Source organism: Paracoccus sp. SSJ, from assembly GCF_030234105.1.
Classification (GTDB): Bacteria; Pseudomonadota; Alphaproteobacteria; order Rhodobacterales; family Rhodobacteraceae; genus Paracoccus; species Paracoccus denitrificans.
Window position 1 is genome coordinate 15,512 of the sequence record NZ_JASSPE010000028.1, and the last position, 22,284, is coordinate 37,795.

Sequence of the window (22,284 nt, forward strand, 5' to 3'; positions counted from 1 at the left end):
GTGCTGGTGCAGGATGCCGATCTGATCCTGCTCGACGAGCCCTTCAACACCATCGACGAAAAGACCATCCGCGACCTGATCGGCCTGATCCTGCATTGGCATGGCGAAGGGCGCACGGTGGTCGTGGTCGTCCACGATCTCGATCTGGTGCGGGCGCATTTCCCGCAGGCGCTGCTGCTTGCCCGCCGCCCCATCGCCTGGGGATCCACCGCCTCACCATCCTCCCACACCGCACGTCGCATCTCTGTCCGGCCCCTAATGTTGACCAGATGTTGACCGCAAAAAAACAGAGCCCCGGCGTTGACCGGGGCTTGCGTGTAAGGTGCTGATAATATTGCGGAATTTGGTTGCGGGGGCCTGCGGCCAATGGTGTCATAACAGGTGTCCGCCCCTGTTCCGGCTGGGCGGTCGCGATGCCGAGGATGCCCATCAACTCGCCGCGTAGTTCGGCATGAACCTCGCCCCGCTTTTCGCCGGGCGTGACAATCACCTCTCCGATCAGCGAGCGTAGTGCCTCGGCGGCATGCCTGCCCCCATCGGGATCGTTCAGGGCTTCGGCGAAGCGCACGACATTGCGGCTGTAATTCGCGGCCACATTCGGATGCACATCCGGCACATCGACAGGGGCTTCGGCCATGCGGGAGGTGATCTCGGCCTTCTGGCGCTCCAGCTCGTCCATGCGGGCCTTCATCGACGGCTGGTACATGCCGTCCTCTATGGCCGTGATGATCCCGGTGATGGCGCGCTCGATCTTCGCCAAGGCGCGGCGGTCGGTGTCCTGCCGTGCCCGGCGCTGGTGGTTCAGCCGGTTGGTCTCCTCGATGTAGGCGCGCACGGCTTCCTTCACCGCTTCGGCCGAGACCAATCGGTCTTGCAGCCCGGCCAGCACCCGCGCCTCCAGCTTGTCGCGCAGGATGGTGCGGTTGTTGGTGCAGGTGCCGCGCCGGTGATGGTTCAGGCAGCCCAGCCGGTTGGAGAGGATGATACCGACCTTCCCGCCGCAGCATCCGCAGGTCAGAAGGCCGGAAAGAAGGGAGACAGGCCGGTTCGCCAGATGCAGCCGCTTCGCCCTGCCCTCCCGCGTATTGGCTGGGTTCGGGCCGAAGATCTCCGCAATCTGCTTCTGGCGTTCGCGCACTGCATTCCAGAGCGCATCGTCCACGATCCGCAGATGCGGCACCTCGGTCCTGATCCATGCGGTTTCCGGGTTCGGACGCGAGACACGCTTGCCGGTACTGGGGTCTTTGACGAAGCGCAGCCGGTTCCAGACTAGCACACCCGCATAGAGCTCGTTGTTGACGATGCCGGTGCCGCGATTGCGATGACCCCGGATGCTGGTGTCGCCCCATGCGCGGCCGAGAGGACCGGGAATGCCCTCCTTGTTCAAATCAACGGCGATAGCCTTCGGGCTTTTGCCGGATGCGAACTCGCGGAAGATGCGCCGGACAATCTCTGCCTCTTCTGGGATGATTTCACGGTCGCCCCGGATCGGCTCGCCGTTGCCGTCCAGCTTCTTCACCACCTTGTAGCCATAGCAGAGACCCCCGCCTGCCTTGCCCTTCTCTACCCGGCCCCGCAGCCCGCGATGGGTTTTCATGGCGAGGTCTTTGAGGAACAGCGCGTTCATCGTGCCCTTGAGGCCGACATGAAGCTCGGTGATCTCGCCCTCGGCCAGCGTCACGATGGTTACGCCCGCGAACTTCAACTGCTTGAAGAGCGTGGCGGTGTCCGCCTGATCGCGGCTGATCCGGTCCAGCGCCTCGGCCATGAGGATATTGAACTCGCCATGCTGCGCATCGCGCATCAGCCGCTGGATCCCCGGACGCAGGATCGTGCTGGCCCCGGATATGGCCGCGTCCTCGTAGGAGCCGACGATCTGCCACCGCTCCCGCTGCGCATGTTCCCGGCAGAGCCGGAACTGGTCCTCGATGGAGGCTTCGTTCTGCTTGTCATCCGAATAGCGGGCATAAAGGGCGGCGCGGGTCATGGTGATTGCCTCTGTTCGGTCAACTCTCGGCATCCTCGCCCGTGGCAAGCAGGCGTAGCGCTTCGCGAGTCAAATCTTGTCTTTCGGCATCGGCGGCACATCCGGCGCACGATCCAGAAACGACGTCAGGTCGCCGCGCTTCGCCGTGCCTGCGCGCGCCTTGAGGAAATCGACGGCGGTCTCCACGGCCCCGATCTTCTGCGCGACCGCCGAGACGATCCACTGGTTGAGCGACACGCCGTCCTCCTGCGCCAGACGCGCCGCAGTCTCCTTGAGCGACTGCGGCAGTTGCAGCGGGTATTTGTAGCGTTGTGTCTGCGTCATGTGTTCAGCCTCCTGACAATCTCTCCCGGCGTTGCGATGGTAACACCCAGCTTCAGCGCCGGGCGGAAGTCCTTGACGTTATGCGTCACGATGGCCTCGGCCTGCCCGTTCAGCGCAGCCTCCAGCACCATCTCGTCGGCGACATCGGACAGCATGGGCCGTGTCCGGAACGAGATATCGATGCCCTCGGACACGGCGGCAAGCGCGCCCATCACCGCCGCGACATCCTCCAGGCTGTGCCCCGTCACTTTCCGGGTTTCCTCGCGGCTCAGCACCGCCTCGTATTCCAGGAACAGCGCCGTCGAGCAAAGCGGCGTCAGCGCCCCCCGGTCAACCATCCGCAGTAGCAGGTTGCTCGCTCCGTTACGGCTGCGGAAGGCCGCCACGATCACGTTTGTGTCCAGAACCAGCCTCATGGGAGGTAATTTATAGACATCCCATTGGATGTCAATATTGCGTGCAGCTATTCCCCTCATGCCGCTGTCTCACGCATCGTCATCATGCCCCCGCCCACCCCCGCCTCGGGACGGCGGCGCATTGTCGTTGGCGGCACGCATGGCGTTCTCGTAATCCTCGCGCGCCATCCGCCTGCCGATCAGCCAGGCGATGATCAGAACCACCGTGTCAAGCCGCTCGACGGCATTGCTCTCGTGGCCAGTATCCTGGCTACCGGGTGGGCAGTTGTCGTTGGCTGGCCTCTCCCCGCCAGAACGCTTTCCGTCATCGGCCATCACCGGCCTCGTCCTCTGGCCGCCATTTGACGGGGTTCTCGACCCATCGGTTGATGTCGGATTCTCGCCATCCCGTGCCGTGGGTGCTGATCTTGAACTGGGCCGGGAATGTGCCTTCTGCGATCTTGCGGTAGATGGTGGACCGGGACAGCCCGGTGCGGGCGAGTACCGTGTTCAGACGGATGATGCGATCTGGTGCGGGCATGGCTGATCTGCCTCCTGCGGGTTGTCTCTGACTGCTCCTGATCCAGACAGAACAAGCAGTTACGGGCAGGCAAGAGGAAGTTTCACCCCGTCGTACTGTAGCGTAGAGAAGGCTACAAATAGGACGGTTCCAGAGTCTGGGACACCGGCCCTCGCGCGGCTCAACGCTGCGTTTGACGGACAATTCGAGGCCGGATCGATAGCCTGATTCGCAAGACACGCCCAAGGCGCAGCCGCAGCTGGCGAAACTGGACTCCTTGCTGTTGTCGGAATCTAGCTGCCGTTCCCTGTGATGACCAGAACTGGCACACCAGCAAGCCCAGCAGGGTCAAGCCGGGCGGAAAGCTGCCCGTGACGTAGCGGTATCGCATCGGTAGAAATCAACTACAGCGGTCATTCACTGTAGGTCTCACGTTTGCCAACTACGCTGTTCGCCCATGACTTCGTTGACGGCAAGCTCCGAAAAATGACAGGGTTTCGGGGGCCACCTCAGTCCGACAGGCTAGGCCGGGATGCTCGAGTAAAGCGATGGCGACGTGGTGGCCGGCAAGAATTCATATCGACGTTCGAGCAATTCCGCGTCATCACTTGGCAAAGTGGCTTATTCAGGAGTTTTAGAAGGTAAGATGCTGGAGAATTTGCGCGTAAGTGACATCGTCGTTCATGAAGTCTTCCAGAGGAGACAGGATCGTCGGATCCTACAACCCGACTTTGGTACACGGCTAGAGAATCTCTCTCCAGAGGCGATGGCTGCCTTTCGACTGCGCATTACAGACGCCTTGTCGGCGAAGTCGAAAGCGATCGAGATGCGGATCGTCAGGGCAGGCGCAGGGTCGTTCCATGGTGATGCGGAGGCGCTTGTGGCTTGCGCGAGGCCGGAGGATTTCCTGGTGGAGTCACAAAGGATCCCGACACGTTTATCGGAAGCACAAACGTCACAACAGATTCCGGGCGGGATAGTCATCGTGTTCCGAGGGATCACGGGGAACCAGGATCTGCCATTTGTTGGAGCGATCAAAGCCGAAGTGCAGGCTGGCTTCCGTCGTCGACGCGATGGAACTGCGATTATTACCGAGTTCGTGAACGATCTGTTTTTGACGCAAGCGACGCGTCTCTATAAGATTGGCTTCATGGTTGCACCGGCGGTTCGCCAAGCCGACGCGTCAGGTTGGCAAGCTATTGTTTTTGACCATAAGATCGTCCCGAGCAATCGCGAAGCTGCGGCCATTTACTTCTACGAATCGTTCCTTGGCTGCGGATTCATGGAAGATAGCGCCTACGAGACGGCGCGGTTCTTTAACCTCACCCAAGACTTCGCTAAGAGCAGAATCGCAGATCGAGCGACGCGGCATGCTGTGCAAGATTCACTGTACACCTACGTTAAGAACGACCAGGCGCCCACCTTTACGGTAGAGGAGTTTGCCGATCGACACGTGCCGCTCGAAATCAGAGATAATTACCGCGGATTCATGGTGAGTAGGCAGTTTCCAGAAAGGGCTATTCGGAGGGATACGGCAGAGCTGAGGACTCGGCTCCGCCGTCGCAAATTTAAGTATGGGACGGACATTGAACTCTCCGCATCTCCTGAAGCTATCGCCGATGGGAGGGTGGCGATCGACACACTACAGCCTGCGGATGGCTCAGGTGGAGCAGAGAGGACTGTGATTACGATCAGCGATCCCTTCGTCAGAGAGACATGACGAACAAGGAGCAGCAGTTCATGGAACAATGGCAGGCCGCAAAGCCTGCTTACCGCCGTTGGGGGGATCTTGTTCTCCAGCGGTTGCATGAACTTATTGCTGCGCGCGTCCCGCCGTCCCAAGCGGGACATTTCTCGCGTATTCCTGCGCCGCCACGGCTAAAAGATGATCAGTCGCTTCTTCAGAAGGCATTCTTACGCCCCGAGAAAAATTATTCTGACCCTTTCAATGACATAGAAGATAAGGTCGGCGTCAGGCTGGTTCTCCTCTTGGACGAGGATGTCCGGATGATGGCGCAGGCAATTGAGACTGAGACCGAGTTTTGGACTCCAGTTCGTGCACGAGATCACGAGGCGGAGCGAGAGCTTCATCCTTATGAGTTCGCCTATCAGTCGATTCACTTCGTTGTCAGATCGAAGTCAGGACTGCTTTTCGAGGATGGTGCTGAGCTTCCGGAGGATATCCCCTGCGAAGTTCAATTGCGGACACTTTTGCAGCATGCCCACAGTGAAATAACTCACGATACCCTTTACAAGCCATCGATCAAAACGACTGCCAGTATGAAACGCGCCGCCGCGAAGAGCATGGCATTGATCGAGGCTACGGCAGATTATTTCAGTCAACTGAATAATTTAATCGCGGAACAAGTCAATCCGTTGAAGGAGACGGCACGACATCTGTCGGAGCAGTATTCTGACATTGTCGGGCGCCATCCTGGTAATGGCAGCACACCGTTAGATGGACTGATTCTAGACAGGTATGCTGCCGATGTTGCTCCTGCGGACATTTCAGCATGGCTTTCCTCTAGGCGATGGATTGGGGCGCGCATTGCCGAGCATTCAGAAATAAACCCCGCATTCAACCTTCCGACCATCCTTATAGTCTATTTCAAGGTCGGGACCGAGCCAATGACCGCTTCCGTGAACTGCCCGATTCCGGATCAGGATCTGCAGCTAATATATAGCGACCTCGGCATGTCGATGTACGGATAAGGTCTTCGCAATTTGCACGGCCAAAGTGCCTTGCGGTTTTCGTCCCATAAGTGCCAATAACGGACAGGGTGGCAGAGTGCCAATGCCTTTACTTCGATGATGCGTCCCCATAACGAGCCAGCGCTCCTTACGCTGCAACAGATCTTTATGGGTCGACCTCGCTGCGTCAAATCTGAGCAGCAGCTATGGGGATGCTGCATCGTGGCCGCGTTAGATACTGACCGTCGACTCTGGGCCATCCTCTTCGCTGCGCCTTCAAAGGATGGTTGGCACTGCCACGCATCTGAACGTCTCTGATGGGGCTAAAGTTCACCATCTATCGGCACGCACCAGGTTACCACAACCACATAGCCCTCCCCCGTCTCAGAGACCGATGCCTCGGCCCCTGCCGAGGCCATGACTGATGGCGAGGTCTCGACCGAGACTGTGACCTGAGTCGAAGTCGATGCCGAGTTCGCGCTTGCGCCCCCGGAGCATGGATTCCATCTGCGCATCACGTTCGAGGCTCATCGCCATGTTGCCCATCTCCGCGCGGGCAGCCTTGTAGCCGGAATAGTCGCCCGCCGCATATTGGCGTTCGCTGGCCCGGTCGAGCTTCCGAAACCGTTCCACGAAATCATCCGCCCGCTGCGTATCGAGACGAAGTTCAGTTTCGCGGTGGAGTGCGCGGACGGCACGGCTGATCCTGCCGACTCCAGCTTCACGGGCAAGGTTCCCGTCCTTACCGTAGGCGGCTTCCGCATCCTGCCAGCCGTGCGGGCGCACCTCATCGAAGACGGTGCGGGCATCGACCAGTTCCTGCCACTGCGCTGGGCTGGCCTTCTTCCCCAGATCGTCCGCACTGAAGATCACGTCCACCGCGCGGGCATGGCGGACAAGTGCTCTGGTGCGGGCGCGGCGCAAGGCTTCTTCCGGGTCGGCCTCGGCCTGCCGCGCCGGCCCCGCCCTCTCGGCCTGCCCCCTTTCCGGCTGGCTCACGCTCTCCGCGCTAGGCACACCGTCTCCGGGCACGCGCAATCTGTCGAGCATGTCATCGATGGTACCGCGCGCACGCTCCGGCATCAGCCTGCGCATGATCTGGGCGATGCAGGCGCGGAAGGTGATACCGCGCCGTTCGGCATAATCCTGGGCCGGGTCGATCTGGTCGTAGTCCGACGCCATATCCTTCGCCCGGTCGCGTGACAGGGTATTCACCAGTTTGCCCTGACTGGCGAAGTCGCCGCGGCCATAATGCAGGTCCATGCCGTCACGGTGGCGGGATAGGGCGACATAGCTGCCGTGGGCGTCCATGCCCGGTGTCGCCAGAACATGCGTCCGGTCCACGGTCATGCCCTGCGCCTTGTGAATGGTCGCCGCATAGCCGTGGTCGATGCGGTCGTAGTCCTTGAGGTCGAAAGCAATGGACCGGCCATCGTCGGTCTGCACGGTCATGCCCTGCGTACTGACCTGTTCGATGGTGCCGAGCGTGCCGTTTTTCACGCCAAGCCCGCGCTCGTTTTGCAGGAACATGACGCGGTCGCCGGGGGCGAAACTGCGTTCTCCCCGCTCAACGGTAACACGCACGTCCTCGCCCAGATCGCCAGCCTCTCGCATCCGGTCGCGGGCGGCCTCGTTGAGTTCCCGCACCTCGGCATTGGTATGGGTGAGAATGATCCGGCTCGCGTCCGGTGACGCCTGACGCTGACGGTCCCAGCGGTCGATCAGATCGCCGCGCGCCTGCTCGCGTGTTTCGGCGGAATGCACCATGTCGTGACGGTCATAGGCACGGATCGCCGCGCCGGTCCTGCCGGTTGCCAGATCGCGCGTGGCGTCCCGCTGCCAATCCTCGCGCTGGCGGCGCACCTCGCCAATTTCTACGCCGCCATGACGCTCGTGGATGGAACGGAAGGCGGCCCCGGCCTCGATGGATTGCAACTGCTGCGGGTCGCCGACCAGCACCACCTTTGCGCCGACTTCTGCTGCGTGGGACAGGACGCGCTCCAACTGCCGCGTGCCGACCATGCCCGCCTCGTCAATGACAAGCACATCGCGGCTGGTGAGCATGTCGCGGCCGTTCTGCCAGCCATGTTCCATGCTGGCGATGGTGCGGGACGCAATGCCCGAACCGCCTTCCAGATTTTCCGCCGCGATGCCGGAGAGCGCTACGCCACGAACCTCATAGCCGGCAGACTCCCAAGCCTCGCGCGCCACGCCGAGCATGGCGCTCTTTCCCGTCCCGGCATAGCCGACCACGATGCCGAGATCGCGCCCGTCCGTAACATGCGCCAGCGCGTCGGCCTGCTCGCCGGACAGGATGAGTCCGCGTTCTTCTGCACGCGCAAGCGCTGCCTCCCTGTCCCTGTCGCTGACCTCGTGAAGCTCCTTTTTCGCCATCATATCTGTGGAGCGATGCAAGCGCTGTTCGGTCTCGATCATCTCGCGGGTGGTGAACCGATCCTCGCCACGCCCGTCTTGCCCAAGCTCGACCAGATCGGGCGCGTTGCGCATCGCGCCCATCACCTCGTTGAACTGGTCGATGCCGTCACTGTGCCGATGCGCGAATATCGCCATGTCGCGCCGCGTGAACGTCGATTGCTGATGTGTGATCGCGTCCAGCGCAATGGAAGGATCGGCGATGATCCGCGCGCCGTTGTCGCGCGCGATCTCGCGGTGCATCGCGGCGCGGTCGGCGGCCTCGATTCCTTCGCCTTCTATCCTTTGTGCCGGTGCGCCGATCTGGCTTTGTGGCTCAAGCCCGATCCCCTGCGCCTCAAGACTGCGATGGTCGATACGCGCATCAATGTCGAGTTCAGCAAGCCGCTCGTTGACGTGCTCGGCCCAACGCTCGCGCCAGCGCTCGACCATCTCGGTACGGTTCCAGTCGCGTTGCTTCTTGCCGAAGCCATCCTCATCGACCTCGCGCATGGTTAGCATGACATGGGCATGGGGCTTCGGCATCCCGTCCTCGCCAATGTCCCAATGCACATTCAGATCGGCGATCATGCCCTGATCGACAAATTCGGCCCGCGCGAAGTCACGGGCCAGCTCGATGCCCTGCGCCTGCGTCATCTCGCGCGGAATGGCGAACTCGACCTCGCGGGCAAGCTGGGCGTCCTTGCGCACCTCGAACGCCTCAACGTCATTCCAGAGCCGTTCGCGGTCGGACCAGACTTCGGGCGCACTATCCGGCAACATGATCTCGGAATGAACGACACCGCGCTTGTTGGAAAAATCCTGCACGCGGTCGATGCGCTCGTCGCGCAGGCGCGAAGCCGAGCGGTAGGCGGCGGACGCCACCGCGCTCTGGCCGCTCTTGCGGCCGATGACCTTGACGTGAAGATGATAGATCGCCATCGCGATCCAAGCATTGCCACGGCCAAGCGCACGTCGGAACGACGTATAAGCGCGCCCTCCCTCGAAAAAATCTCGGGATGGACCGGGCCGTGCCACACCGTCCCGGCAACAATACTGCGTTCCGCCGTCCGCGCAACTATCCTTACCGCATCAACGACTTGCGACCGGGAAAGGACACGACGATGCGGAAACCGAGAAACTATGACGCGGAACTGAAGGCGCTTGAGGACAAGGCCAAGGAGTTGAAAACCCGGAAGGTGCAGCAGCTTGGCGAACTGGTTATCGCCACCGGGGCGGATGCGCTTACCGCCGACGAATTGGCCGGTGCGCTCGTCGCGTTGGCCGAAACCAAGGATGCCGGAAAGAGGGAGGCATGGGCCAAGCGTGGCGCTGCGTTCTTTCAGGGCCGTTCACGGCGATCTGCTCCGGCATCTGAACACGACAGCGGCGGCGCTCAAACGCAACCGGGCAGCGCACAATCGTCATCAGGCGCAACGGGCGCAGCATGACATGCGCACATGGCAGATCGAGCGCCGCAAGCGAACGCGGCACCTGATCGAACTCGGCGGTCTCGTCGTCAAGGCGGGCGTCGTGGAGCTGACCGGCGATGATCGCGCCACGATCTACGGCGCGATGCTCTGGATGGCTGATAAACTCAAAAGCAATCAAGGCGAACACGCGCGCAGCGTCTGGACAAAGCTGGGGAAGACGGCGTTCGAGATGGAACGTCCGGCAACCCCGAACGATAGGGTGCAATCGTAGCAGGATCGGGCGTGACCGATGGCGGGCGGCGCGGAGCCTCGGCACCACCAAAAGACGCCTTTTCGGCGCATATATAGGAACGCCAACGGTGCGGAACTGCGCTACCGATGACAGCAGGAAAACGTTAGCGCCAGATTTCGGGATCGACGCCCTTTGCCATCTCGGGATGTTCGCCGACATGGAACTGCGGCACCTTGCCGGCCTCGCGTTGCGCGAAATAGTTGCGGGTCAGCGCGACCACCGTGCCCGACAGCGCCAGGATCGCGATCAGGTTGATCGTCGCCATCAGCCCCATCGAAGCGTCGGCCGCGTTGAACACTGTCGCCACCGCCTGAAGCGCGCCCCAGATCACCATGGCCAGCACCAGCACCCGCAACGTGGTCAGCCCGGCCTTGTTGCCGAGGCCGAGGAAGGACATCGCCATCTCGGAATAGGCGTAGTTGCCGATGATCGAGGTGAAGGCGAAGAAGAAGATCGCCACCGCCACGAAGACCGGCCCGATCCCGCCGATATGATCGGCCAGCGCCGATTGGGTCAACTGGGTGCCGGTCAGCTCTCCGCCCGGAACGTAGACGCCCGACAGCAGGATCATCAGCGCCGTGCAGGTGCAGATCAGGATCGTGTCGATGAAGACGCCGAAAGCCTGCACGAAACCCTGGCTTGAGGGGTGATGCGGATTGGGCGTCGCCGCGGCGGCGATGTTGGGGGCCGAGCCCATCCCCGCCTCGTTCGAGAACAGCCCGCGCTTCACCCCGTTCAGCATCGCCGCCGCGACCCCGCCGGTGACGCCGCCCGCGACCTCGACCAGCCCGAAGGCGCTGCCGACGATGTGCCACAGCATCGAGGGCACCTGGCCGATATTCATCGCCACGACGATCAGCGCGACCAGCAGGTAGATGCCCGCCATCAGCGGCACGATCTTCTCGGCCACCACCGCGATCTGGCGGATGCCGCCGAAGATCACGATGGCCTTCATGCTGCCGGTCGCGACGCCGCCCAATGCGATCGTCTTCGCATCCGGCAAGGTGACGATCCGGCAGATGGCTCGGGAAGGGCTGTGGCTGAACCTGCTGGCACTGGTCGCCATCAGCGGGCTGGCCTATTGGCTGATGGTCGCCTTCTTCGGCATCACCCTGGGCGAGTTGCCGGACTGGGCGGCGCCAGCGGCGAACGGGTAGTCCCGATAGGCGGCTTGCCGGCGGGGGTTGGCTCAGCCCCCCGGCTTGTCCGGGTTTGCAGAGGCGCATTCCCGTGCGGCACGTCTGTCTCCATGTGCAGAGCCGGGCAATGCCGTTCACGCCGATTGCCCTGTCCAGGCTGGACCAGGGCGGTAATCGCCGCTAGCGTTCCTGCCGACAAAAAGGTGAGGAACGCAGGATGCTCAACGTCATATCCCGGCCGCTGGTGCGGCTGGTCGATCGGTGGTTGCCGGACCCCTATATCTTCGTGGTGCTGCTGACCCTTGTAACCATGGCCGCCGCGATGGGGATCGAGGGTCATGGCCCGATGGCCGTGATCGGCATGTGGGGCACGGGGTTCTGGGAGCTTCTGTCCTTTTCCATGCAGATGCTGCTGGTGCTGGTGACAGGCTACATGATGGCCTCGACCCCGCTGGTGCGGCGCATCCTGGAACGGCTGGCCGATCTGGCGGGTTCGCCCGGCGCGGCGATCTTGCTGGTCAGCTATGTCTCGCTGACGGCAAGCTGGATCAACTGGGGCTTCGGGCTGGTGGTCGGCGCGCTGTTCGCCAAGGCCATCGCGCGCAAGGTGGCGGTGGATTACCGGCTGCTGGTCGCCTCGGCCTATTCCGGCTTCATCGTCTGGCATGGCGGGCTTGCCGGCTCCATTCCGCTGGCCGTCGCGACGCCCGGCCACCCGTTCGAGTCCATGATCGGCGTCATCCCGACCGACCGCACGATCTTCGCGACCTACAACCTGTTCATCGTGATCGCGCTGTTCATCGCCGTGCCGCTGGTCAACCGGATGATGCTGCCCAAGAAGGACGAACAGGTCATCGTCGATCCCGCCCTTCTGGCCGAGCCGGAAGTGCCCGAGATCACCCCCTCGACCCCCGCCGAGCGGATGGAGAACAGCCGCGTCCTCAGCCTGCTGATCGGCGTGTCGGGCCTTGCCTTCCTGTTCCAGTATTTCCTGAACGCGGGCACGCTGACACTGAACATCGTGAACTTCCTGTTCCTGTTCATCGCCATCCTGCTGCACGGCACGCCGCGCCGGCTGCTGGCCAGCCTGAACGAGGGCGTCAAGGGCGGCGCGGGCATCGTCATCCAGTTTCCCTTCTATGCCGGGATCATGTCGATCATGCTGAATTCGGGGCTGGCCGAGACGATCTCGCTGGCGATGATCTCTTTCGCCTCGGCGCAGACCTTCGCCTTCTGGACCTTCATCAGCGCCGGGATCGTGAACTTCTTCGTGCCCTCGGGCGGCGGGCAATGGGCGATCCAGGCGCCGGTGATCCTGCCCGCGGCCGAGGCGCTCGGCGTCGATTTCGCGCGCGCCTCGATGGCGGTGGCATGGGGCGACAGCTGGACCAACATGGTGCAACCCTTCTGGGCGCTGCCGATCCTCGGCATTGCCGGGCTGCGGGCCAAGGACATCATGGGCTTCTGCACGCTGCATCTGGTGCTGTCGGGCATCATCATCTCGGTCGGGCTGACATTCATCTAGAACGTCGGGGGCCGATCTTGAGGGTCTTTTTACCCGGTCTCCGGGAGGCCCCAGGGACTCAGCGACTGGCGAAGATTGTCTACAACCGCAAGATAGGTATGTTTTCGTGGCGAACTCCGCCGCCAGATAAGCGATAGATGCCTCACCGGGGCGCCAGAGGACATGGGCCACGCAACGACAAGTCGCTCGCACATGACCTCTGAGCGGACATAAAGCGCGGGCAAGAGCGAAATTCCCATGCCTGCGGCGGTCATCTGGAGCGATGCGAATAATCTTGTCCATGGACGGCTCCCTTTGTTTGAGATCTCAACGACTCACTCTGGCACGCCTCGGAGCACCGCCCGCCATCGCGCGGCACCGCCGCGCAAAGCCGGTTCGACGTGGAATGACGGAGATCGCCGAAAGCAAGGGCCTGCCGTTTCGCGCCGCCACGGATGACGAGAATGTCAGTGGCAAGTTCGGCAATGCTGTCGTCACCGCGCAGGCCTTCGAGCACGATGCGGATCTTGTCCTCCGCCGAGAAGTGGTGCCGCGTCTGCCGCCGGATGTCCTTCACTACCTGCTCCGCAGGGGCCTTCGCCGATTTTTTCAAAGAGGATTTGGGCTTCATCTTCGTTCCTTCGTCACTACGACGAAGCCCAAATCCTCAAATGCGATTCCCCTGGTCCTGGTCCGGGGACGGGCGGGCATCCTTGCGTGAAGGCCGCTTAGCGCAGGATTGTTTTCCCGGCATAGACGGCGGTTTCGCCGAGCATTTCCTCGATGCGGATCAGCTGGTTGTATTTCGCCAGCCGGTCCGAGCGCGCCAGCGAGCCGGTCTTGATCTGGCCGCAATTGGTCGCCACCGCCAGGTCGGCGATGGTGGCGTCCTCGGTCTCGCCCGAGCGGTGCGACATCACCGATGTATAGCGGGCGCGGTCGGCCATACGCACCGCGTCCAGCGTCTCGGACAGCGTGCCGATCTGGTTGACCTTGACCAGCAGCGAGTTGCCGCAGCCGCGCGCGATGCCCTCGGCCAGACGCGCCGGGTTGGTCACGAACAGATCGTCGCCCACAAGCTGGACCGATGCGCCCAGGCGCTCGGTCAGCAGCTTCCAGCCGTCCCAGTCGTCCTCGGCGCAGCCGTCCTCGATCGACAGGATCGGATAATCGGCGCAGAGCGCGGCCAGGTAATCGACATTCTCGCCCGGCGTCAGCGACTTGCCCTCGCCGGCCATCTCATACTTGCCGCCCTTGAAATATTCGGTCGAGGCGCAGTCCAGCGCCAGCATGATGTCCTCGCCGGGGGCGTAGCCCGCCTTCTCGATGGCCCGCAGGATGAAGTCCAGCGCGTCGCGGGTGCTGGAGAGGTTCGGGGCGAAACCGCCCTCGTCGCCGACGCCGGTGGCGAGGCCCGCCGAGGACAGTTCCTTCTTCAGCGTATGGAACACCTCGGACCCCATGCGCACGGCCTCGCGGATATTCTCCGCGCTGACCGGCATGATCATGAATTCCTGGATGTCGATGGGGTTGTCGGCATGTTCGCCGCCATTGATGATGTTCATCATCGGCACCGGCAGCACATGCGCGCCGGCGCCGCCGACATAGCGGTAAAGCGGCTGCTGGCAGGCCTCGGCGGCGGCCTTGGCCACGGCCAGCGACACGCCCAGGATGGCGTTCGCGCCCAGGCGGCCCTTGTTGGGGGTGCCGTCCAGATCGCACATCATCGCGTCGATGGCGCGCTGCTCGGTCGCGTCCTCGCCGATCAGGTTCTCGGCGATCTCGCCGTTGACCGCCGCGACGGCCTCCAGCACGCCCTTGCCCATGTAGCGGGTCTTGTCGCCGTCGCGCTTCTCGACCGCCTCATGCGCCCCGGTGGACGCCCCCGAGGGCACCGCCGCCCGGCCCATCGTGCCGTCCTCAAGCGTCACATCGACCTCGACGGTCGGATTGCCGCGGCTGTCAAGGATCTCGCGGGCATGGATATCTGTGATCGCGTTCATTCGTCCTCCTCCTCTTGCGGTTGATGGTCAATGCTGACCCAGTGCCGTGACCCGGATGCTGTTGGTGGTGCCGGGCACGCCGAAGGGGAAGCCGCAGACTACCACGATCTTATCGCCCGGCTTGCCGATCCCGAGGTCCAGCACCGCCTCGGCGGCATGGATCGGCACCGTGTCGTGGTCGCTGATCTCAGCCTCGTGCATCGACCTGACACCCCAGACCAGCGACATGCGGCGGGCGACGGCCTCGTCGCCGGTCAGCAGGACGGTCGTGCGCGGGGAACGGTGTGAGACGATCCGTCGTCCAGACGCGCCGGTCGACGAGAAGGAAACGATGGCCGGAGCCGAAAGCGCATCCGCGAGTTCGACCGCTGCGAAGGCGATGGCCTGTTCGGCCGCCTCGACATGGGGCGCGGTCGCACCAAGCGAAGCGGAATAGAAAGGATGCGCCTCGGTGCGGCGGATGATGCGATCCATCATGGCGACGGCCTCGACCGGATACTGGCCCGAGGCGGTTTCCGCCGACAGCATCACCGCGTCGGTGCCGTCATAGACCGCCGTCGCCACGTCGGATGCTTCGGCCCGCGTGGGCGTCGGCGTGGTGATCATCGATTCCAGCATCTGCGTCGCCACGATCACCGGGCGGTCGAACTGACGGCAAAGGCGGATGATCTCCTTCTGCCGGCCCGGCACGTCCTCGGGCGGGATCTCGACGCCCAGATCGCCGCGCGCGATCATTACGGCATCGGCTTCGGCCAGGATCCCAGGCAGGCACTCCAGCGCCGAGGGCTTTTCGATCTTGGCGATCAGCCCGGCGCGGCCCTGGATCAGGGTCTTGGCCTCGACCAGGTCTTCGGGACGCTGAACGAAGGACAACGCGACCCAATCGACCCCCAGCGACAGGCCGAACTCCAGGTCGGCGCGGTCCTTTTCGGTCAGCGCGGGCAGGTCCACCACCGTATCGGGCAGGTTCACGCCCTTGCGGTCGAGGATGCGGCCTCCGGCAACCACGCGGGCGGTGATGCTGTCGGCATCATGCACCACGGCCTCCAGCCGGATGCGGCCGTCGTCGATCAGCAACTGCTGGCCGGGGCGGATGGCGGCAAAGATCTCGGGATGCGGCAGGGGGATATCGTCACCGCCGCCGTTCAGGCGCAGCACGACCGTATCGCCGGCCGTGAACTCGCGCGGGCCGCCGGGCACCTGGCCGATGCGGATCTTGGGGCCTTGGAGGTCCTGCAATATGCCGATGGGCTGGCCGAATTCGTCCTCGAGGGCGCGGATGGCGTCGAAAGCCTGCCGGTGGTCGTCGTGGCTGCCGTGGCTGAAGTTCAGCCGGAAGGTGTCCGCGCCGGCCAGGAACAGGCGGCGCAGCATCTCGGGCGTGCGGCTGGCCGGCCCGACCGTGGCGAGGATCTTGGCGCGGCGCGGGCGCAGCGTGTGGGGGGATTGGTCGCTCATGGGATATATACCGCCCTGAAGTCGTTGACATTGGTCAGGGTCGGCCCGGTCTTGACCAGGTCGCCGATCCTGTCGAACAGGCTGTAGCTGTCATGCGCAGCCAGCACGGCGCGCGGATCCAGCCCCGCCGCGCGGGCGCGGGCCAGCGTGTCGGGGGTGATGATGGCGCCCGCCGCATCTTCGCTGCCGTCAATGCCGTCGGTGTCGCCGGCCAGCGCGTGGACGGCGCCGCCTTCCAGCGCCAGCGCCATGGCCAGCAGGAATTCGGTGTTGCGCCCGCCCCGGCCCGGTTTGGTTGCGCCGATGGTCACGGTGGCTTCACCCCCCGATAGCAACACCGCCGGACCCTTGGCGGGCACCCCATGCAGGGCGGCGCTGCGGGCGATCCCGGCCATGACCTGACCGGCGGCGCCGGCCTCGCCCTCAATGGCGTCGCCGAGGATCAGGGGTGTCATCCCCTCGGCGCGGGCCACGGCTGCCGCCGCCTCCAGTGCCAGCATAGGGGTCGAAATCATGCGGTAATCTGCCTCGAACGCGCGTAGCGGCTCGGGCGTTGCCAGCAGCAGCCGACGCGCCGTTTCGGGCAGGTCGGGGCCAAGCATCTCCACGACGGCGGAGAGGTCAGCAGCCGCGTCGGGATCCCAGACCGTCGGCCCCGAGGCGATGGCCAGCGGATCGTCGCCCGGCACGTCGGAAATCGCCAGCGTCACCACTCGCGCCGGCGCGGCGGCCAGCGCGAGCCTGCCGCCCTTGACCGAGGATAGTCGCCGCCGCACGCGGTTCATCACCGAGATCGGCGCGCCAGAGGCGAGAAGCAGACGGTTCACTCGCATCTTCTCGTCCAACGTCAGGCCGGGCGCGGGCGAGGTCATCAGCGCCGAGCCGCCGCCCGAGATCAGCGCTAACACCAGATCATCGGGACCGAGGCCGCCGACCGTATCGAGGATGCGTTGCGCGGCCCTGGCGCCGTTTTCGTCGGGAACCGGATGCGCGGCCTCGATCACCTCGATGCGGCGGGTCGGCACGGCATGGCCGTAGCGGGTGACGACCACCCCCGACAGGTCAACGCCGGGCCAGGCGTCTTCGACCGCGCGGGCCATGGCGGCGGCGGATTTCCCCGCCCCCACCACGACGATGCGCCCGCGCGGAATTTCGGGCAGATGGCGCGCGACCGTCTTGGCCGGATCGGCGCTGTCCACCGCCGCGCCGAACAGGCGCAGCAGAAGGTCTTTCGGATCGCGCGTCATCGCCGCACCTCAGATGTTGGCGCCGCGGATGGCCGCGCAGACGGCATCCGTGACCTGCTGCGTGGTGGCGGTTCCGCCCACATCGGGGGTCAGCACACCATCGGCGCAGACCTGTTCGACCGCCGTCATAAGGCGCTTGGCAGCGTCAGCCTCGCCCAGATGTTCCAGCATCTGCGCGGCGGTCCAGAAGGTCGCGACCGGGTTGGCGATGCCCTTGCCGGTGATGTCGAAGGCCGAGCCGTGGATCGGCTCGAACATCGAGGGGTAACGCCGCTCCGGGTCGATATTGCCGGTCGGCGCCACGCCCAGGCTGCCGGCCAGCGCGCCAGCCAGATCGGACAGGATGTCGGCATGCAGGTTTGTCGCGACGATGGTGTCGAGGCTTTGCGGGTTCTTGACCATGCGTACCGTCATCGCATCGACCAGCATCTTGTCCCAGGTCACGTCAGGAAACTCCTTTGAGACCTCGGCCGCGATCTCGTCCCACATGACCATGCCGTGGCGTTGCGCGTTGGATTTCGTGACCACCGTCAGCAGCTTGCGCGGCCGCGACTGCGCCAGCTTGAAGGCATAGCGCATGATCCGGGTGACGCCGACGCGGGTGAAGATGGCGACTTCGGTGCCGACCTCCTCGGGCAGGCCCTTGTGGGCGCGGCCGCCATGGCCGGAATATTCGCCCTCGGAATTCTCGCGCACGATCACCCAGTCCAGGTCGCCCGGGCCGACGCCTTCCAGCGGCGACTGGATGCCCGGCAGGATCTTGGTCGGGCGCACATTGGCATATTGGTCGAAGCCCTGGCAGATCGGCAGGCGCAGACCCCAGAGGGTGAGGTGATCGGGCACATCCGGCGCGCCGACGGCGCCGAAGAAGATGGCGTCGAAGGCTTTCAACTGCTCGGGGCCGTCCTCCGGCATCAGCGCGCCGGTCTTCTTGTAGCGTTCTGAGCTCCAGTCGAATTCGGTGATGTCGAACGTGAACTTGCCGTCGCGCCCGGCCAGGGCCTCCAGCGCCTGCAGCCCGGCGGCGATCACTTCGGGGCCGATGCCGTCGGCGGGAATGGCGGCGATCTTGTAGGTTTTCATGGGTGTGGTCCTCTCCTCATTCGGTCCTGACAAGCCGAATGCGTCGCCAAAGGGGGCGCGGTTACCCTGAAATCTCCTCCCCTGCGACGCCTTGCGGCGATCACATGCGACGCCGTTCAGCGACCGCAAGGCAACGATACGACCGACGAAGGCACCGCAGCAATTTGCGTAGAATTATATACGGTTCCGTAATAAACTGACCGGGGAGGAACTCATGGACATTCACCAGATCAGGTGCTTCCTGGCCGTGGCCGAGGAATTGCATTTCGGTCGGGCGGCCCAGACAATGGGTATATTGCCGGCCTCGCTGACCCGGCAGATCAGACTGCTGGAGGATCGTTTCGAGACGCGCCTTTTCCTGCGCACCACCCGCAACGTCGCACTGACCGAAGCGGGAACGGCGATCCTGGAGGACGCCCGGACCCTTGTCGCACAGGCCGACCAGTTCGAGCAGCGCATCCGCAGCGTGAGGCGCGCGGAGAAGCCGGTCCTGAAGGTCGGCGCCATCGACAGTGCCGCGACCGGGCTGATGCCGCAACTTCTGCAACTGCTGCGCCTCAAGCATCCCGAGATAGAAGTCCAGTTGATCGAGCAGAAGACGATTCACCTGCTGCCCAAGATCCTGAGCGGCAGCATCGACATCGCTTTCTGCCGCCCTCCCGATATCCGTGACCCGAATATCCATTTCCAGACGCTGTTTTTTGAGACCGCCGTCGTTGCCCTGCCCGAGAAGCACCCTTTGGCGAATCGGGTCGAACTGAACATTCGCGATCTGGCGGACATGCCGCTCATCGTGCCCGACCGCCGATCCCGGCCACATTCGCACGACCTGACGATCAAGCTGTTCACCGATGCGGGCCTGACCGCACGCATCGCGCAAGTGGCGGAGGAAAAGCATACCATCGTCAGTCTGGTTGCGACGGGCGCGGGACTGGCCATCGTGCCCAAATGGGTTTCCCGCATGGCCGTGCCGGGGGTCGCGTTTCTGCCGCTGGTGGTGCCTGAGGGCACGACCCGGTCCAAGCTGATTCTGGCCGCGGCCTGGGCGCGCGGCACGCGCGACGACCAGCGCGATGCCCTTCTGGCCGTTCTGGACGAGAACCTGGACGCCATAGAGGAAAGCGCCTGAAATGCTTGCGCGGCACGAGGATCTTTTATTGATGTTCTTTATATAATCCTGTGCAAGTTGATCGCCGGGCCTCTGGTCCGCATCCTCCTGTGTCAGACCGCCCTTTCGGCTCGACAGGACGGTCGGGAAAGACTTGGGAGGAGGATTTCCTTGAAACGACCACGATCCCCCTGACTACTGCGTGGGAATTGCCCGCGTGTTCCGCTGCCCGCACGAGGCACAGATAAGCGGTGCTTTCCGCAGGCAAGGACACTGCGCTGCCATCCGCAGCCGCGGCGTGTGAGTCTATGCCTGCTGCAAGGCAGTACGAACGGGGATGTTCAGCCATCGCTCCAATGGCGCCTCGTGAATGCGGCGTGTTTCCGCGTGCGCTCTCGATATCTGGGGAGGGATCCATGAGCCCGACAACCATTACCCTGCTGCTTCTGCTTTTCGCGATCGTCATGTTCGTCTGGGAGAGGATCCCGCTTGCCGTGACCGCGATGATCGTCTGTCTCGGCCTGGCGCTGACCGGCGTTCTGGAGCCCAAGGAGGCCTTTGCCGGCTTCGTCAACAACAACGTCATCCTGTTCGTCGGCATGTTCGTCATCGGCGGCGCCCTGTTCCAGACCGGCATGGCAAGCGAGATCGGCGGTCTGGTGACCCGCTTCGCAAAGACCGAACGACAATTGGTGGTTGCGATCATGATGATCACCGGCCTGATGTCGGGCGTTCTGTCCAACACCGGCACCGCCGCCGTGCTGATCCCCGTCGTCATCGGGATCGCGGCGAAATCGGGCTTTGCACGGTCGCGCCTGCTGATGCCGATCGTCTTCGCCGCTGCGATGGGCGGCAACCTGAGCCTGATCGGCGCCCCCGGCAACATGATCGCCCAGGCCGCGCTCGAATCGATCGACCTGCGCTTCGGCTTCTTCGAATACGGCTATGTCGGCTTGCCGATGCTGCTGGCGGGCACGCTTTTCATGGCTACCATCGGCTACAGGCTGCTGCCGGATCACAAGGCCGACGAGGCCCGTGACACGCATCTTCAGGAAGCCAGGACTTCCGTGCCGCAATGGAAGAAGACCGCCTCCCTGATCATCCTGGTCTGCACGGTTCTGGGCATGGTCTTCGAAAAGCAGATCGGAATACCCTTGCACATCACCAGCGTGATCGGGGCGCTGGTTCTGATTCTGACCGGCGTCATCAGTGAGAAGCAGGCCTATGGGTCCATCGACGCCCAGACCATCGTGCTCTTCGGCGGGATCCTGTCGCTGGCGACGGCGATGGAGACAACCGGGGCTGGCACGGCGGTCGCCCAGGCGGTGCTGAACCTGATGGGACCGGACACGCCGATGTTCGTCATCATGCTGGTCATCTTCCTGCTGGCGGTCGCGCTGACCAACTTCATGTCCAACACCGCCACGACCGCGCTGCTGGTGCCGATCGGCATGTCGATCTCCACCACCATCGGCGCCGACCCCAGGGCGGTTCTGATGGCGATCGTGATCGGCGGCTCGCTGGCCTATGCCACCCCGATCGGCATGCCCGCCAATGTCATGGTCCTGGGGCCCGGAGGATATACGTTCAAGGATTACGCCAAAGCCGGCCTGCCGCTTATCCTTGTGTCCACGATCGTGAGCATGGTCCTGTTGCCGATCCTGTTCCCCTTCTTCCCCTGACCGCATGAATGGCGGAAAAGACCCGTCCGAGCGGCCGCGAGCGATGCTCGCGGCCGCAATCGTAGAGAATCTCGCAGGATACATATAGAGCGCGGGATAGTCCGGAAATCGGCATATGATTTGCTATTCCCCCTACGAGAAACTGAAATCCGAATACCTTGAACTCAGGGAACGCGCTGGCAAAGAACGGATCATCGGGGACAGATTGCGGTTCACCGACGAACTGGTTGAAACCGGCCAAGTGTTCGCGCGACGTTCCAAGGGATCGGATCATCCAAGCGGCCACCGAGTTTCTGGACTTAGAGGGCCAGACGGCTTGACGATACCCAAGTTGGCGGCCCGGTTGAACGCTGGCGCTACATCACTCTACTGGCATGTCGAGACATGCGGTAATCCTCCCCGCTTTAACGGGGCGCGGCACATTGCTGTCGATGGTCGGACAGGGTTTCGGCATCACCATCGTCGGCGCGGCCACGGCGCTGCTGCCAACGCCCGGCATTACCTTCCTGCCTACTGCAGACGAACCCGAGCCGGTTCTGTTCTCGGCTGTCTGGTTGCCCTACAATCAAAGAGCAACGTTGCGCAATCTGCTCGACCGCGCGCGCAAAGTGGCCCGGCCGGTTGGGGTAGCTTATGTTCAGCCTAGCTCAAAGGAAAGGCCGCCTTCCGGCGGCCCAGACTGCTGACAAACCTCCAGCAAGGCCGAAATGGCCTTAGATTCACGGAACGTCACAGATTCAAATCGAGAACAAACAGGGACCAAAACCCCTCGATTTTGACTGCTGCTAAAACCCGAGGGGTTTGCAATCAATCTGAGACCGCCTTCCGGCGGCCCAAGCGTCTGATTACACTTCGATTTCGAGTGTTTTATGACAGAAGTGGTTGCGGGGGTAGGATTTGAACCTACGACCTTCAGGTTATGAGCCTGACGAGCTACCGGGCTGCTCTACCCCGCGGCCGTTTGCGCTGGATTGTCAGCGCTTTTTGTCATCGTCGAGAGATTTTC

21 protein-coding genes, 1 tRNA gene and 1 pseudogene are annotated in these 22,284 nt (G+C 63.2%); 9 read left to right on the forward strand and 14 right to left on the reverse strand.

The genetic code is table 11. From position 1 onward, the window contains the following. Nucleotides 1–43: 43 nt before the first annotated feature. From QPR87_RS20925 to QPR87_RS20945, 5 genes are all read right to left on the reverse strand, one after another. Nucleotides 44–1,987, reverse strand: coding sequence for a recombinase family protein (locus QPR87_RS20925; protein ID WP_285051215.1), 1,944 nt, complete (start codon nt 1,985–1,987; stop codon nt 44–46). A gap of 69 nt (nt 1,988–2,056) precedes the next feature. Further along, entirely contained in the window at nt 2,057–2,311 is a 255-nt protein-coding gene (locus tag QPR87_RS20930; protein WP_285051216.1) for a toxin-antitoxin system HicB family antitoxin, read from the reverse strand. Beyond that, nucleotides 2,308–2,727, reverse strand: coding sequence for a putative toxin-antitoxin system toxin component, PIN family (locus QPR87_RS20935; protein WP_285051217.1), 420 nt, complete (start codon nt 2,725–2,727; stop codon nt 2,308–2,310). Before QPR87_RS20935 ends, QPR87_RS20930 begins: the two co-directional genes overlap by 4 nt. Nucleotides 2,728–2,796: 69 nt before the next feature. Continuing rightward, the gene (locus QPR87_RS20940) at nt 2,797–3,042 is read right to left on the reverse strand and encodes a hypothetical protein (protein ID WP_285051218.1); all 246 of its coding nucleotides are present in this window, start codon (nt 3,040–3,042) and stop codon (nt 2,797–2,799) included. Beyond that, nucleotides 3,032–3,247: a helix-turn-helix transcriptional regulator gene (locus tag QPR87_RS20945; RefSeq protein WP_285051219.1), complete on the reverse strand. Its 216-nt coding sequence runs from the start codon at nt 3,245–3,247 to the stop codon at nt 3,032–3,034. Before QPR87_RS20945 ends, QPR87_RS20940 begins: the two co-directional genes overlap by 11 nt. Nucleotides 3,248–3,785: 538 nt before the next feature. On the opposite strand from QPR87_RS20945, the gene QPR87_RS20950 reads away from it, so the two are divergent. After that, nucleotides 3,786–4,946: a nucleoid-associated protein gene (locus tag QPR87_RS20950; RefSeq protein WP_285051220.1), complete on the forward strand. Its 1,161-nt coding sequence runs from the start codon at nt 3,786–3,788 to the stop codon at nt 4,944–4,946. Between the two features lie 20 nt (nt 4,947–4,966). Then, on the forward strand, nt 4,967–5,938 hold the full coding sequence (locus QPR87_RS20955) for a GTP pyrophosphokinase (RefSeq protein WP_285051221.1): 972 nt from the start codon (nt 4,967–4,969) through the stop codon (nt 5,936–5,938). A gap of 363 nt (nt 5,939–6,301) precedes the next feature. Here QPR87_RS20955 and traA read toward each other — a convergent pair whose 3' ends face one another. Further along, a complete protein-coding gene (gene traA / locus QPR87_RS20960) occupies nt 6,302–9,271 on the reverse strand; it encodes a Ti-type conjugative transfer relaxase TraA (RefSeq protein WP_285051222.1) in 2,970 nt (989 codons plus the stop codon). A 77-nt stretch (nt 9,272–9,348) separates the two neighbouring features. Here traA and QPR87_RS20965 point away from each other — a divergent pair, with 77 nt between their 5' ends. Both QPR87_RS20965 and QPR87_RS20970 read left to right on the forward strand, forming a co-directional pair. Further along, a complete protein-coding gene (locus QPR87_RS20965) occupies nt 9,349–9,780 on the forward strand; it encodes a conjugal transfer protein TraD (RefSeq protein ID WP_285051223.1) in 432 nt (143 codons plus the stop codon). A gap of 1 nt (nt 9,781) precedes the next feature. After that, nucleotides 9,782–10,033 (forward strand): conjugal transfer protein TraD, encoded by a 252-nt coding sequence (locus QPR87_RS20970; protein WP_285051224.1) that lies wholly within the window; start codon nt 9,782–9,784, stop codon nt 10,031–10,033. 124 nt (nt 10,034–10,157) lie between these two features. Here the strand turns inward: QPR87_RS20970 and QPR87_RS20975 are convergent, their stop codons facing one another. After that, nucleotides 10,158–11,009 carry an alanine/glycine:cation symporter family protein gene (locus QPR87_RS20975; RefSeq protein WP_285051225.1) on the reverse strand — a complete coding sequence of 284 codons (852 nt, stop codon included), beginning with the start codon at nt 11,007–11,009 and terminating at the stop codon, nt 10,158–10,160. Here QPR87_RS20975 and QPR87_RS20980 point away from each other — a divergent pair. Both QPR87_RS20980 and QPR87_RS20985 read left to right on the forward strand, forming a co-directional pair. Next, complete coding sequence (locus QPR87_RS20980; protein WP_285051226.1) at nt 10,999–11,211, forward strand: anion permease; 213 nt, start codon at nt 10,999–11,001, stop codon at nt 11,209–11,211. The two genes, QPR87_RS20975 and QPR87_RS20980, sit on opposite strands and share 11 nt — an antisense overlap. A gap of 199 nt (nt 11,212–11,410) precedes the next feature. Continuing rightward, nucleotides 11,411–12,718 carry a short-chain fatty acid transporter gene (locus QPR87_RS20985; RefSeq protein WP_285051227.1) on the forward strand — a complete coding sequence of 436 codons (1,308 nt, stop codon included), beginning with the start codon at nt 11,411–11,413 and terminating at the stop codon, nt 12,716–12,718. Between the two features lie 29 nt (nt 12,719–12,747). On the opposite strand, the gene QPR87_RS23695 is transcribed toward QPR87_RS20985, so the two are convergent. The 6 genes and pseudogenes from QPR87_RS23695 to QPR87_RS21010 all read right to left on the reverse strand — a co-directional run bounded on the left by QPR87_RS23695 (nt 12,748) and on the right by QPR87_RS21010 (nt 18,488). After that, a complete protein-coding gene (locus QPR87_RS23695) occupies nt 12,748–12,972 on the reverse strand; it encodes a LysR substrate-binding domain-containing protein (protein ID WP_350310472.1) in 225 nt (74 codons plus the stop codon). Between the two features lie 200 nt (nt 12,973–13,172). After that, nucleotides 13,173–13,328, reverse strand: a pseudogene (locus QPR87_RS20990) (IS3 family transposase); the annotation flags it as partial. A gap of 97 nt (nt 13,329–13,425) precedes the next feature. Next, entirely contained in the window at nt 13,426–14,700 is a 1,275-nt protein-coding gene (eno, locus tag QPR87_RS20995) for a phosphopyruvate hydratase (RefSeq protein WP_285051228.1), read from the reverse strand. 27 nt (nt 14,701–14,727) lie between these two features. Next, complete coding sequence (gene pyk, locus QPR87_RS21000; RefSeq protein ID WP_285051229.1) at nt 14,728–16,158, reverse strand: pyruvate kinase; 1,431 nt, start codon at nt 16,156–16,158, stop codon at nt 14,728–14,730. Continuing rightward, nucleotides 16,155–17,405 carry a glycerate kinase type-2 family protein gene (locus QPR87_RS21005; RefSeq protein WP_285051230.1) on the reverse strand — a complete coding sequence of 417 codons (1,251 nt, stop codon included), beginning with the start codon at nt 17,403–17,405 and terminating at the stop codon, nt 16,155–16,157. Before QPR87_RS21005 ends, pyk begins: the two co-directional genes overlap by 4 nt. Nucleotides 17,406–17,414: 9 nt before the next feature. Next, nucleotides 17,415–18,488 carry a tartrate dehydrogenase gene (locus tag QPR87_RS21010; RefSeq protein ID WP_285051231.1) on the reverse strand — a complete coding sequence of 358 codons (1,074 nt, stop codon included), beginning with the start codon at nt 18,486–18,488 and terminating at the stop codon, nt 17,415–17,417. 214 nt (nt 18,489–18,702) lie between these two features. On the opposite strand from QPR87_RS21010, the gene QPR87_RS21015 reads away from it, so the two are divergent. The 3 genes from QPR87_RS21015 (at nt 18,703) to QPR87_RS21025 (ending at nt 21,964) form a co-directional block, all read left to right on the forward strand. Continuing rightward, nucleotides 18,703–19,617 carry a LysR family transcriptional regulator gene (locus QPR87_RS21015; protein WP_285051232.1) on the forward strand — a complete coding sequence of 305 codons (915 nt, stop codon included), beginning with the start codon at nt 18,703–18,705 and terminating at the stop codon, nt 19,615–19,617. Between the two features lie 395 nt (nt 19,618–20,012). Continuing rightward, on the forward strand, nt 20,013–21,278 hold the full coding sequence (locus QPR87_RS21020) for an SLC13 family permease (RefSeq protein ID WP_285051233.1): 1,266 nt from the start codon (nt 20,013–20,015) through the stop codon (nt 21,276–21,278). Nucleotides 21,279–21,700: 422 nt separating this feature from the next. Beyond that, nucleotides 21,701–21,964, forward strand: a complete 264-nt coding sequence (locus QPR87_RS21025) for a type 2 periplasmic-binding domain-containing protein (RefSeq protein WP_220154649.1) — start codon at nt 21,701–21,703, stop codon at nt 21,962–21,964. A gap of 193 nt (nt 21,965–22,157) precedes the next feature. Here QPR87_RS21025 and QPR87_RS21030 read toward each other — a convergent pair. Continuing rightward, nucleotides 22,158–22,234: transfer RNA gene (locus tag QPR87_RS21030), tRNA-Met, on the reverse strand. Nucleotides 22,235–22,284 lie beyond the last annotated feature (50 nt).